The organism is Actinomadura rifamycini DSM 43936 (genome assembly GCF_000425065.1).
Taxonomy (GTDB): Bacteria; Actinomycetota; Actinomycetes; order Streptosporangiales; family Streptosporangiaceae; genus Spirillospora; species Spirillospora rifamycini.
In genome coordinates this window covers 109946-122215 of record NZ_AULB01000028.1, presented here as the reverse complement: position 1 = coordinate 122215, position 12270 = coordinate 109946, and the positions used below count along the sequence as shown (strand labels likewise).

Annotated in this window: 14 protein-coding genes; 10 read left to right on the top strand and 4 right to left on the bottom strand. The window is 73.6% G+C overall.

The features are described from left to right. The 6 genes from H505_RS0125745 to H505_RS0125720 form a co-directional block, all read left to right on the top strand. Nucleotides 1-233, top strand: a 233-nt coding sequence (locus H505_RS0125745; protein WP_157433125.1) for an integrase core domain-containing protein, incomplete at its 5' end; no start/stop codon positions are given. 700 nt (nucleotides 234-933) lie between these two features. Continuing rightward, the gene (locus H505_RS0125740; RefSeq protein ID WP_051301165.1) at nucleotides 934-1320 is read left to right on the top strand and encodes a helix-turn-helix transcriptional regulator; all 387 of its coding nucleotides are present in this window, start codon (nucleotides 934-936) and stop codon (nucleotides 1318-1320) included. Nucleotides 1321-1341: 21 nt separating this feature from the next. Then, on the top strand, nucleotides 1342-1752 hold the full coding sequence (locus tag H505_RS0125735) for a VOC family protein (RefSeq protein WP_026404286.1): 411 nt from the start codon (nucleotides 1342-1344) through the stop codon (nucleotides 1750-1752). A gap of 51 nt (nucleotides 1753-1803) precedes the next feature. Then, complete coding sequence (locus H505_RS0125730) at nucleotides 1804-2595, top strand: VOC family protein (RefSeq protein ID WP_026404285.1); 792 nt, start codon at nucleotides 1804-1806, stop codon at nucleotides 2593-2595. Between the two features lie 187 nt (nucleotides 2596-2782). Then, nucleotides 2783-3121 (top strand): DUF4288 domain-containing protein, encoded by a 339-nt coding sequence (locus tag H505_RS44330; RefSeq protein ID WP_034519788.1) that lies wholly within the window; start codon nucleotides 2783-2785, stop codon nucleotides 3119-3121. Further along, nucleotides 3118-3582, top strand: a complete 465-nt coding sequence (locus H505_RS0125720) for a hypothetical protein (RefSeq protein WP_026404284.1) — start codon at nucleotides 3118-3120, stop codon at nucleotides 3580-3582. The genes H505_RS44330 and H505_RS0125720 overlap by 4 nt, the downstream gene beginning before the upstream one ends. A 6-nt stretch (nucleotides 3583-3588) precedes the next feature. On the opposite strand, the gene H505_RS0125715 is transcribed toward H505_RS0125720, so the two are convergent. Next, nucleotides 3589-4179, bottom strand: coding sequence for a TetR/AcrR family transcriptional regulator (locus H505_RS0125715; protein ID WP_026404283.1), 591 nt, complete (start codon nucleotides 4177-4179; stop codon nucleotides 3589-3591). A gap of 72 nt (nucleotides 4180-4251) precedes the next feature. Between H505_RS0125715 and H505_RS0125710 the strand changes: the two genes are divergently transcribed. Together H505_RS0125710 and H505_RS48080 are read left to right on the top strand one after the other, a co-directional pair. Further along, nucleotides 4252-5091 (top strand): SDR family oxidoreductase, encoded by an 840-nt coding sequence (locus H505_RS0125710; protein WP_026404282.1) that lies wholly within the window; start codon nucleotides 4252-4254, stop codon nucleotides 5089-5091. Between the two features lie 21 nt (nucleotides 5092-5112). After that, nucleotides 5113-5778 (top strand): hypothetical protein, encoded by a 666-nt coding sequence (locus tag H505_RS48080; RefSeq protein ID WP_051301158.1) that lies wholly within the window; start codon nucleotides 5113-5115, stop codon nucleotides 5776-5778. Here the strand turns inward: H505_RS48080 and H505_RS0125700 are convergent. Continuing rightward, nucleotides 5757-6431 (bottom strand): hypothetical protein, encoded by a 675-nt coding sequence (locus tag H505_RS0125700; RefSeq protein WP_026404281.1) that lies wholly within the window; start codon nucleotides 6429-6431, stop codon nucleotides 5757-5759. The two genes, H505_RS48080 and H505_RS0125700, sit on opposite strands and share 22 nt — an antisense overlap. Nucleotides 6432-6587: 156 nt before the next feature. On the opposite strand from H505_RS0125700, the gene H505_RS44320 reads away from it, so the two are divergent. Beyond that, the gene (locus H505_RS44320) at nucleotides 6588-7715 is read left to right on the top strand and encodes a sensor histidine kinase (RefSeq protein ID WP_158642418.1); all 1128 of its coding nucleotides are present in this window, start codon (nucleotides 6588-6590) and stop codon (nucleotides 7713-7715) included. Next, nucleotides 7712-8359, top strand: coding sequence for a response regulator (locus tag H505_RS0125690; RefSeq protein ID WP_026404280.1), 648 nt, complete (start codon nucleotides 7712-7714; stop codon nucleotides 8357-8359). The genes H505_RS44320 and H505_RS0125690 overlap by 4 nt, the downstream gene beginning before the upstream one ends. Here H505_RS0125690 and H505_RS0125685 read toward each other — a convergent pair. Together H505_RS0125685 and H505_RS0125680 are read right to left on the bottom strand one after the other, a co-directional pair. Beyond that, entirely contained in the window at nucleotides 8348-8974 is a 627-nt protein-coding gene (locus H505_RS0125685) for a TetR/AcrR family transcriptional regulator (protein WP_026404279.1), read from the bottom strand. The two genes, H505_RS0125690 and H505_RS0125685, sit on opposite strands and share 12 nt — an antisense overlap. A gap of 29 nt (nucleotides 8975-9003) precedes the next feature. Beyond that, nucleotides 9004-12243 carry a carboxyl transferase domain-containing protein gene (locus tag H505_RS0125680; protein WP_026404278.1) on the bottom strand — a complete coding sequence of 1080 codons (3240 nt, stop codon included), beginning with the start codon at nucleotides 12241-12243 and terminating at the stop codon, nucleotides 9004-9006. Nucleotides 12244-12270: the final 27 nt, after the last annotated feature.

Genomic DNA, 12270 nt, shown 5'->3' with positions numbered 1-12270 from the left:
CGGTCGGCAGAACCGGTGTGTGCTGGGACAACGCCATGGCCGAGTCGTTCTTCGGGGCATTGAAGAACGAGTGGCTCAACCGTATGGTATTTGCCACACGAGCCAAGGCCCGCCGCGCGGTTGTGCAGTACATCGAGGGCTTCTATAATCGACGCAGGCTTCATTCCGCGAACGGGTACCGGACCCCTATGGAGGTCTACACCGAGTACCTGGATCGGCAGCAAGCAGCGTAGATCTGCCCGCAGATCACCCATGAAGAAGCTGTCCGGAAAACGCGTGGCCCCTCAGCTCGGCCGCCGGTACCCGTCGCCGCATGCCCGCACCGACCTCGCGTAAGGGCCGATGACCATGCAGGACGAAGCGATCGTTCACCCGCCGGGCGGTACCGCGAACCCGTGCCCGGTGTGCGGTGCGGTGCCGCCCCTCCGGCGCACCGGCCGGCCCGCGACCTGGTGCTCGGGCTCGTGCCGGCAGGCCGCCTACCGGGCCCGCCGGACCGCGGCCCGGGCCCTGCGGTCCGCCGCCGACCTCCGCGACCGGGTCATCGGTGACGGCCACGGCGAGGTCCGGGCCGCCGAGAGCGCCCTCGCGGAGGCGGTGCTGGCGGTCGAGCAGTACGCCGCCGCGTCGGGTCACTGGGAGGACGAACTCGCCGCCAAGGCCCGGGCACTGGCCCGTGCCGCCGCCCAGATGGCCGAACTGGCCGACCGGCATGCCCGCGTCGCCGCCGACTACCGCGCCGCCCGCGCCACCTTTCGTCACCCGGACGCCGGGCTGGTCGCCTGCGACGAAACCGGTGAGCATGACGTCGCCGAAACCCCGGCCCCGGCGTCGCCCCCGAGCCCGGATCTGCCGCGGGAGGAGGGTCCGCGGCCGCAGCCGCATGCGGGTTCCGGGCGCGCGGAGGCGCAGTCCCTGCGCGACATCGCCGCGATGCGCCGCGTCCGCGACCGGATCGACCGCGAGTACGCCAGACCGCTGAACGTGCAGGCGCTGGCCCGCGGAGCGCACATGTCGGTCGGGCACCTGAGCCGGGAGTTCCGCCGCGTCTACGGCGAGTCCCCGTACTCGTACCTGATGACCCGGCGCATCGAACGCGCGATGACGCTGCTGCGCCGCGGAGACCTCAGCGTCACCGACATCTGCTTCGCGGTCGGCTACGGCTCGCTGGGCACCTTCAGTACGAGGTTCACCGAGCTGGTCGGCGTCCCGCCCAGCGCCTACCGCCGCGACCACTCCCAGGCCGGAGCCGGGATCCCGCCGTGCCTGGCCAAGCAGGTGACCAGACCGGTCAAGAATCAAGAAGCCCGCGACCGGTAGCCCTGCGTAACGTGAACGGTCATGGACATCACCGTTCACCACGCCTTCCTCCCGCAGACCGACTTCGAGGCCGCACTGGTCTTCTACCGCGACATGCTGGGCTTGGAGGTCCGCAAGGACGTCGGGTACGAGGACATGCGGTGGATCACCGTCGGGCCGGCCGGCCGGCCCGGCACCTCCATCGTGCTGCACCCCCCGGCCGCCGACCCGGGCATCACCGACGAGGAGCGCGCCACCATCCTCGAGCTGATCGCCAAGGGCGTCTACACCGCCATCACGCTGGCCACCGACGACCTCGACGGGCTCTTCGACCGCGTCCAGGCCGCGGGGGCCGAGGTCGTCCAGGAACCCATCGACCAGGACTACGGCATCCGCGACTGCGCCTTCCGCGACCCCTCCGGCAACCTCATCCGCATCAACCAGCTCCCCTGACGTCCCGCTTCCCTGGCCGACCGGCCGCCGACGGCACGAAAGAGCAATCCCATGGCACTCTCGATCGACATCATCACCCTCGGTGTACCGGAGGTGGAGGCCGCCCAGGGCTTCTACGCCTCCGCGTTCTCCTGCCCGGCCTCCGGCGAAGGCCCCGCCGCCGGCCTGGACCTGCACGGCACCGGCCGGCTCGCTTTTCAACCCCTGGAAGCCATGGCCGGCGACACGGGCGCCGACCCGGCCGCCTCGGGCTTCCGCGGTTACGTCCTGTCGTCCATCGTCCAGCGGCCCGCCGAGGTCAGGGCCCTCCTGGACGCCGCCGCGGCTCGGGGCGCGACGGTCGTCAAGCCCGCCAAGAAGGCGCTGTTCGGCGAGTTCACCGCCGCCTACCAGGCACCCGACGGAGCCGTGTGGAAGCTGGCGGCCGCCACCAAGAAGGACACCGCTCCGGTGCCCGATCCCCCGGAGCCGACCGAGACCGCCGTCTACCTCGGCGTCGCCAAGCCCAAGGCGTCCAAGACGTTCTACGAGAAGCTGGGCATGAAGGCCGAGCACGACTACGGCGACAAGTTCATCGACTTCGCCGTCGCCGGCGGCGCGTGCCGGCTGGGCCTGCTGACCCGCAAGGCCCTGGCCGGAGACGTCGGCATCGACCAGCACGGCGACGGGTTCTCGGGCCTCGTGCTCACCCACACCGTCGCGTCCCCCGGCGAGGTCGACGCTCTCCTCGACGCCGCGCGCTCGGCGGGCGCCCAGGTCACCGCCCCGACGGACCAGGGCGAGTACGCCGGGCACTTCACCGACCCCGACGGCCACCACTGGAAGATCACCGCACGCCCGTGACCCCGCCCGGCGGCGGGGGCCGTGCGCCGCAGCACCGGCATCACCCCGCCCGAGCAGGAAAACCCGCCCTCGGTTTGCTGCCCGCAGCAAACCGAGGGCACGCCACAAAGAACAAGGAGCCCGGGCCCGTGATCGAAAGGGAGAATGGCCGGGGTGGCCGGGCAGGGTATGAGAAGGACGTTCGTGGATGGATAGGGCGGGTTGGTACGGGGTTCGTTGCGTTTTTCGTTGGCGGCATCAGGACGACGCGTTGTACGAGGAGAACGTGACGGTCTGGCGGGCGGCGTCGTTCGATGAGGCCATCGCGAAGGCCGAGGCCCAGGCTCGGGAGTACGCCGAGGGGGCGGACGGGCGGTACCTCGACTTCGCCCAGGCGTACTACATCGGTGCCGAGGACGCGCTCGCGGAGGGCGCCGAGGTGTTCTCGTTGATGCGCGCCAGCGACCTCGGCGCCGGTGACTATCTCACCAGGTACTTCGATACCGGACGCGAGCGCCAGAACGGGTTCGAGGACGCCGGGTCGTGAGCGCGAGCCGGGACGAGGTGACTCGTCTGGTCCGGCTGCTCACCCTGGCGGACGTCCAGGGGATCGGGCTGCTCGATCTGCAGCAGCTCGCGCGGGAGAACGCCGACCGGAAACACCAGGCCGACGAGCCCGTCTACGGCGTCCTCAACTGCCTGCGCATGTGGGAGAACCTGATCCGGCGCATGGAGGACGGCTGGCGGCGGCAGGACTACTACATGGTGTACGAGTACCTGAACGTCCTCACCGTCAGGAACGCGATCGAGGACTTCCTCGACGCCATGTCGGCGGGCCTGCGCGCCAAGGTCGGGCGCTGCGTGGAGAGGCTCGACGGCCGCTACCGCGCGGTGACGTTCGACGACGGCGGGGAGGAGCTCGGCAAGTACTGGCGCTCGCTGGCCGAGGGGCGGGAGGCCCGCTGGTGGTGGGCCCGGCGCCCCGCCGAGCTTCCGCCGGGGTGGTGAGCGCGGTCAGTCGGCCGGGGCGGGGAGCGTGTCGAGCCAGCGGGCGAGGCGGGCGCCTTCGCGGGTCATGATGCCGGGGTCGCGGAGCGCGTTGGCCAGGAGGGACATGCCCTGGTACCCGGCGACGAGCGTGACGGCGAGACCGGACGGGTCGGGCAGGCCGAGCTCGCGGAACTGGCGTTCGACCCAGTCGAGGAGGACGCGGACGGCCTTCGCGGCTTCGACGTCGAGTCCGCCTTCGGGGCGTTTGTCGAGTTCGGCGGCGAGGGTGCCGGTGGGGCAGCCGTAGCGGGCGGCGACGTCGCGGCGGCCGACCCACGCGTCGATCAGGCCCTTGAGGCGGTCGAGGGGGTCGGGCAGTCCGTCGAGCCGGTCGGTGAGCCGGGTCAGGTTCGCGGTGTGCTCGTGCAGGGCGGCCTGGACGAGGTCGTCCTTGGTCTTGAAGTAGTAGTACACGTTCCCGGTCGGGACGTCGGCGGCCTTCGCGATGTCGGCGATGGTGGTGCGCTCGACGCCCTGCTCGTGCAGGACGCGCGCGGCGGCGGCCGACAGCCGGCGGCGCTTGTCGCCCGCCCGGGACCTGGTCGAGTCAGTCACCCGACTAACCCTAGCCGGGGGAACGTGCTACGGTTCCGAGTTAGTTAGCCAACTGACTCAGAGGAGATCGGCATGATGGTGGTGACCGGAGCGACCGGGAACGTCGGCGGGACCGTGGTGCGCCTGCTGACCGGGGCGGGCGAGAAGGTGACCGCCGTGTCGCGGCGCATCGCCGACGCGCCCGCGGGGGCCGTGGCGGTGCGGGCCGATCTGGCCGACGCCGAGACCCTCCGTCCCGCGCTGGACGGGGCCGGCGCGGTGTTCCTCTGCCCCGCCGGCGACCTGCTCGCCGGCGCCGGCGACCCGGGCGGGCTCGTCCGGACGATCGAGGCGGCGGGCGTGCCGCGCGTGGTGCTGCTGTCGTCGCAGGCGTCCGCGACCAGGCCGCGCGCGGCCTCGCACGCCCGGCTGCGCGAGTTCGAGCACGCCGTCCGCGACTCCGGGCTCGGCTGGACGATCCTGCGGCCGGGCGGCTTCGCGTCCAACACCCTCGCCCACATCCCGACCGTCCGCGCCGACCGGACGGTCGCGGCCCCGTTCGGCGACGTGGGGCTGCCGCTGGTCGACCCCGCCGACATCGCCGAGGTCGCGGTCGCCGCGCTGCGGGACGAGCGGCACGACGGGCGCACGTACGTCCTGACCGGCCCGGCGGCGGTCACCCCGCGGGAGCAGGCCGCGGCGATCGGCGCCGCCCTCGGCGTCGAGCTCGCCTTCACGGAGCTGACCCGCGAGCAGGCCGGGGCGCGGCTGGCGCAGGTCATGCCGGAGCCCGTCGCCGACGGCACCCTCGACATCCTGGGCGCGCCGACGGACGAGGAGCTCGCGATCAGCCCGCACGTCGCGGAGGTCCTCGGCCGCGCGCCGCGCTCCTTCGCCGCGTGGGCCGAGCGCAACGCGGCGGCCTTCCGCTGACCGAGGCGGCATGATGGCCCGGTGGGCTTCGGGACGTACGCGCGGCGGGTCCGCGACGAGGCGGCGGACCCGCGTGCCCGGCACGCCGCGCTCCGCTGCGCCGTCGGCCGCTACTGTCCACTGGGCTTCAACGCGACGTGGGCGTACGTCACGGCGGTCGCGCGCCCGCTGCCGGACGTCCGCCGCGACGTGCCCGCGCTGCTGCGGGCCCTCGACGTCCTGGAGGCGAGCCGGTCGGTGCTGCTGGCGGAGACGGCGGCGTTCGCGGCGGTCCGCCGCGCCGAGAAGGCCGCGGGCCGCCGGACGCCGCGGCCCGCCGACCTGGCGGCGTTCGCGACGCCGCGCTGGCCCGGCCGGACGGCGCCGTCCCGGCTGGGGCTGGTCGCGGCCGTGGCCGACCGGCACCGCTGGTTCCGGGGGCTGCCGTTCCCGGACGCGTCCCTGGCGGCGGACGGGCGGGCCCGCGACCTCGCCGACCTGCGCGACCGTCTCGGCGCGGCGGCCGGCGCGTACCTCGCGGGGCTCGGGGACCCGGACGGCGCCGTCCGGGCGTCCGCCGCCGATGCCCTGCGGCGGATCGACGCGTTCGCCCGTCCCGGGTACGCGCCCCTGAACGCCTACGTGCTCCCGTGGCGGCGGTTCGCCGCCCTCCTCGCGTACGCGGCTCAGCCGAGGGACGCGACGTAGGCGAGGGCGCCGAGGGCGGCGGCGAGTGCGGCAGTCCGGGCGAGGGCGCGGGAGGTGGGGCGGGGGGCGTCCAGCAGGAGGCGGGCCCCGAGGGGGGCGAGCGCCGCCGCGAGCCCGGCGGCCGCGGCGACCGACAGGGGCGTGGTGCCTTTCAGGACGCCGAGGGGAAGGGCGGCCGCGAGCGCGAGGGCGAGCGCGCGGGGCGCGCCGAGGACCCCGGCCCGGTGCGCGCCGAGGGCGAGCAGCGGCCAGCCGAGGATGATCGCGAACGAGGCGTAGCGGAACACGTGGAAGCCGGTGTAGGAGCCGGCGACGGCCTCGGTCGCGGTGGCGAGGCCCTGCGCGTCGACCAGCCGGAACGCCAGGTGGTCGGCGCCCGCGTGGAACGTCCGGGCGAACAGTCCGACGATCGTCAGCGCACCGCCGAGCGCGGCCGTCCGGTTCAGGCCGGTCAGGTGCAGGACGGCCGGGCACAGGACGATCGTCCCGACGGCGAACGCACTGTAGGAGGCGGTCATGAGGACGGGGTGACCGTCGTACGCGGCGAGCTGGTCGGGAAAGAAGAACGGATAGCGCGCGCGCAGCAGCACCCCAGCCATGAGCAGCGCGGGCCCCAGGATGAGGGACACGCCCGTGAAATGCGTCTTGGTCATGCCCCAACGGTCGTGTTTTCAGGGCAACGGCGAATCAGCCCGCCATGGACGATCGGAATGTCCCCCCAGGGCGGCCCTCAGGGCCGTTCCTCCTCCTGACGGACGATCCACACTGGGCTGATGTGCGCGGCGCGGCGTGCGGATACCGTTCGCCTCGTGAAAGGCCGCCGTGGTTTCGTGCTCGATCTGGTCGCCGCGTTCGCCGTGGTGGGCGCGAACGTGTTCGTGGCGGGCAACCTCCTCAAAGACCGCGACGACTTCACGTTGTGGTTCCTGGGGTCGGTGTTCGTGGCCCTGGGGCTGGGGTGCGTGCTCGGCGCACGCCGCCGGGCTCCTGTGGGCGCGCTGAAGGTCGGCCTGGGTCTGTCCGGGGCCGCCACTGTCGCGGGCCTGCTGTGGGAGCCGTTCGTGGTGGTCTCGCTCGCGCTTTACCTTGTCGCCGCCCAGGGCGGTTCGAGACGGACGTTGGTGTGGTGCTGCGGTGTCGCACTGGGCGCGACGTCGCTGGGACAGATCGTCCACCCGAGGTGGGACTGGCCGGTCGCCGCCGGATGGGCCGCGGCGGGCGCCGCGCTCTGCACGGCGGCGTGGACGATCGGACGGCTCGTCCGGTCGCGGCGGCTCGACGCCGAGGCGCTCGAACGGCAGCGCGAGCGGCAGATCGTGATGGACGAGCGGCTCCGCATCGCGCGCGAGATGCACGACGTGGTGACGCACGGCATGGGGCTCATCGCGGTCAAGTCCGGCATCGCCAACCACATCGCCGGAGAGCGGCCGGAGGAGGCGCGGGAGGCGCTGCGGGTGATCGAGGCGACCAGCCGCGAGGCGCTCGTGGAGATGCGCAGGCTGCTGGGCGTCCTGCGGGACGGGTCGGAGCCGCCGGCGCCCGGCCTGGCCGGGCTCGCGGACATCGCCGCCCAGGTCCGGACCGCGGGCGTGGAGGTGGACCTGGCGATCGCGTGCCCGGACGGCCTGCCGGACGGCGCGGGCCTCGCGGTGCACCGGATCGTGCAGGAGGCGGTCACGAACGTCGTCAAGCACGCGGCCCCGGCGCGGTGCGCGGTGCGCGTCCACGATGATCGGGGCATGGTGCGGATCGAGGTGACCGACGACGGGCCCGGCGGCGCCGTCGCCCCGGGCGGGCACGGACTGGTGGGGATGCGGGAGCGCGTCGCCGCGTACGGCGGGTCCTTCGAGGCCGGGCCGCTGCCGGGGCGCGGGTTCCGGGTGGTCGCGACGCTGCCCCGCGCGGCGGACGCGGCGGCCCGCGGAGCGGGCGCGTGACCGTACGGGTGCTGATCGCGGACGACCAGGCGCTGCTGCGGGGCGGCTTCCGCGCCCTGATCGAGACCGCGCCGGGGCTGGCGGTCGCGGGCGAGGCGGCGGACGGCGCCGAGGCGGTGCGCGCCGCGCGCGACCTGCGTCCCGACGTCGTCCTGATGGACGTCCGGATGCCCGGTACGGACGGGATCGAGGCCACGCGCCGGATACGTGCGGAGACCGACGTGCGCGTCCTGATCCTGACGATGTTCGACCTCGACTCCTACGTGTTCGCGGCGCTGCGCGCGGGGGCGAGCGGGTTCCTCCTCAAGGACGTTCCGCCCGCCGACCTGCTCGCGGCCGTGCACGTCGTCGCGTCCGGCGAGGGCCTGCTCGCCCCGACCGTGACGCGGCGGCTGATCGAGGAGTTCGCGCGGCGTCCCGAGCCGGGGCGGGCGCCGGCGCGGCGGCTCGACGGGGTGACCGGACGCGAGCGCGAGGTGCTCGCTCTCGTCGGGCGCGGCCTGTCGAACGGGGAGATCGCCGAGCATCTGCACCTGAGCCTGGCGACGGTCAAGACGTATGTGGGGCGGCTGCTGGCGAAACTGCATGCCCGGGACAGGGCGCAGTTGGTCATCGTCGCCTACGAAACCGGGCTAGTCCCCTGACGCTTCGGGGATGCCCAGGAGACGCAGGTACATCGCCGTCAGGTGGTTTACCGTCTCGTCGTACTCGGACGGGTGCGCCGCAACGTGGTGGGCGAACTGGGTGAAGATCCCGTAGGTGGCTTCGGCGATGACGGGGGCGGGCGCGGCGGGACGCGCGCGGCCCTGGACGGCCAGCCGTTCGATGTACCGGGACGTGCGGTGCATGGGCCGTTCGCGTATCTCGCGCCAGATCGCGTGGATCCCGGGGTCCGCGAGGGCCTGGTGCTCGATCACCGTCATCAGTTCGAGGTTGTCGGTGCAGGCCCGCAGGAAGGCCGCACTGGACTCGCGGGCCAGCTCGTACGGGTCGTCCGCGTTCACGCCGGGGAGCTCGTGGGCCGCGAGGAAGGCGTCCCGGACGCGCAGGGCGACGGCCTCGAACACGTCGGCCTTGGACGCGAAGTAGATGTAGAACGCGGCCCGGGACACCTCCGCCTCTTGGGTGATGTCGGCGATCGTGGTGCGGGCGTAGCCGATCCGGCCGAACACCCGGGCGGCGCAGCCGAGGAGCAGGGAACGGGTCTCGCTCTCCCTGCCTTCGCGGACGGTACGGGCCGCCCAGGGTGTCTTGGCCATATATCGATCCAGGGTATTGCGGGTTCCCGTCAGGGGCGGGCGCCGAACGACGGACGTCCGGTCAGTTCGGGCAGCAGCCGGTACGCGTCGCGGACCCAGTCGCACAGCAGGGCGCGGCTGTCGCGGGGGTCGATGAGGTCCTGGACGCCGAAGCGCTCGGCCGTCCGGAACGGCGAAGTGATCGCGGCGAGCTGCGCGCGGAGCCGTTCGAGCTCCCGCTCCGGATCGTCGGCCTTCTCCAGGTGCGCGCGGAACGCCGCCTCGATCCCGCCCTGCACCGGCAGCGAACCCCAGTCGCCCGACGGCCACGCCCAGCTCCGCCCGGGCCGGTGCCGGTTCACGATCCCGGCCCCGCCCACGCCGTACACCCGCCGCAGGATCAGCTCGGCCTGCGGAACCCTCGCCTGGTACACGGCGGCGATGGCGCGCGCGCCGTGCCGGATCGTCGCGCGCCGTTCGGCGGCCGACCCGATCGTCATCCCGGCCTGGTCGGTGAGGCTGACGATCGGCAGGTGGAACGTCTCGCACAGGTCCACCAGGCGGGTGACGGCCTGCGCGCCCTCGACCGACATCGTCGCGCCCTTGAACGGGTCCGACGCGATCACCCCGACCGGGCGTCCGTCCAGGCGCGCCAGCGCGGTGACCGTCGCGCCCCCGTACTCGGCGTACCGGAACACCGAGCCCGCGTCGAACACGGCGTCCAGGATCGGGTCGATCCGGTACGGCGCGCGCGGGTCGCGCGGGACGGCCGTCAGCAGGTCGTCGGTGCGGCGGTCGGCCGGATCGGTGGCGGGGGAGACGGGCGGAAGCTCGAAGACGCTGCCCGGCAGGTACGACAGGAACCGCCGGACGACGTCGAACGCGGCCTCCTCGGTGGGGACGAAGCGCTCGATCGCGCCGTTGCCCCGGTGGATCCCGGCGCCGCCGAGCTCCTCCTTCGTGAGGTCCTCGCCGGTGCCGCCGCGCACGACGGGCGGCCCGGCCGTGAAGAGCTGCCCGATTCCTTCCACCATGACCGACAGGTGGGACATGACGAGCCGGGCCGCGCCGAGCCCCACGGTCGGCCCGAGGCACGCGGCGACCACCGGGACCAGCGACATGTTGTCCACCACCGCGTCCCACGCCGGATTCACCGGCAGGTACGTGAACCCCGCCTCCGTCGCCATCTTGACGCTGCCGCCGCCGCTCGCGCCGTCCAGCAGCCGGACGACCGGCAGCCGCATCTCCCGCGCGTACTCCTCGGAATACACCTGTTTGGCGTGGATCGCCGCATCCCCGGACCCGCCCCGGACCGTGAAGTCGTCCGCCCCCAGCACGACCTTGCGGCCGTCGATCCGGGCCGTCCCGGCCACGAAGTTCGCGGGCAGCAGCGAGGCGAGCCGCCCGTCCGCGCCGTGCTCGGCGAACCCGGTCAGCGCCCCGATCTCGGCGAAGCTCCCGGGGTCGGCGAGCAGGCCGATGCGCTCCCGCACGGTCAGCCGGCCCGACGCGTGCTGCCGCGCCACCTTCTCCGGCCCGCCCATCCGGTGCGCGAGCTCCCGGCGGCGGTGGATCTCCTCCACCTCGGCCGCCCAGCCGTCGTCCGCGGGCGCGTGCTCCTCCGCCGCGCCCGCCACGTCCGCCGGCTCGACGAAGAACAGCGGTGCGCCCTCGTCGACCAGCTCCCCGGCCACCGCGACGACCTTCCGGACGATCCCGCCCGAACCCGCCCGGACGACATGCTCCATCTTCATGGCCTCCAGGACCATGAGCCGGGCGCCCGGCGCCACCCGATCGCCCTCGCCGACCTCCAGGCCGACGACCGTGCCCTGCATGGGCGCGACGATCGCGTCCGTCCCGTCCGGAACCGCCATGGACGGTTCCACGGCCTTTTCGCCGTCGGTCCGTTCGCCGTTGTCGAAGTAAAGGCGCCGGTGGTCGCCCTCAAGAAGCTCGGCCAGATGGTCGGCCACGAACGTCGTGGTCCAGTTCCCCTCTGCGACGTCCGGATGCCGCAGCAGGCTCTGCAGTAGCGGGATGCTGGTCGAGACCCCGTCCACATAGAACTCGCCCAACGCCCCGTAAGCCCGAGCCAGAGCGTCCCCGAACGTGCTCCCACGCGTGATGACCTTCGCGATGAGCGAGTCGTACCGCGGGCTCGTCCGGTAGCCGGGGTAGCCGTACGTGTCGACCCGCACCCCCGGCCCCGTCGGCGGGACGAACGCGCGCAGCGTCCCCGCACTCGGACGCGGCGACCCGTCGGCGTCGAGCGTCTCCAGGTTGACGCGGAGCTGCACGGCGAAGCCGTCCGGCTCGGGCGTCCGGTCGAGGCCGGCGTCCCGCAGGGACGCGCCGTCCGCGAGCCTGATCTGCGCCCGCACCAGATCGACGCCCGTGACCTCCTCCGTCACCGTGTGCTCCACCTGAAGGCGCGGGTTCGCCTCGATGAACCAGAACCCGTCCCCCTGCACGAGGAACTCGAACGTGCCGAGCCCCTCGTAGCGGACGTGCTCCGCCATGCGGACGGCCGCGTCGAGCAGCCGTTCCCGCAGGTCCGCGTCCAGCCCGGGGCTCGGGGCGACCTCCACGAGCTTCTGGTGCCGGCGCTGCACACTGCAGTCCCGGTCCCACAGATGCCGGACCGCCCCGGAGCCGTCCCCCGCCACCTGCACCTCGACGTGCCGCGCCGCCGCGAGCAGCCGCTCCACGTACAGGTCGCCGCTTCCGAACGCCTGCCGCGCCTCCGAACGGCACCGCTCGTACGACTCGTCCAGTTCGTCCGGGCGCATGACCGCCCGCATCCCGCGACCGCCGCCGCCCGCGAGGGCCTTGAGCATCACGGGACCGTGCTCCGCCGCGAACGCCCGCGCCTCCGCGAGCGTCGTCGCGGCTTCCGTCCCCGGAACCACCGGCACGCCGAGCTCCACCGCGAGCGCCCGCGCCCGCGCCTTGTCGCCGAACAGCTCCAGCAGCTCCGGGCGCGGGCCGATGAACGTCAGCCCGTCCTCCGCGCACCGGCGGGCGAACCCCGCGTTCTCGCTCAGGAACCCGTAGCCCGGATGGACGGCGTCGCACCCGGTCGCGCGCGCCGCCTCGACGAGCCGTTCGGCGTCCAGGTAGGCGGCGACGCCCTCACCGGGAAGCTCGTGCGCCGCATCGGCGATCCGCGTGTGCAGGGATCCCGCGTCGTCCCGCGCGTGCACGGCCACGGCCCGCACCCCGAGCCGCGCGGCGGCGCGGGCGATCCGGACGGCGATCTCTCCCCGGTTGGCCACCAAGATGCCCTGCATACCGCCCTCACCTGCACGTTGACACTG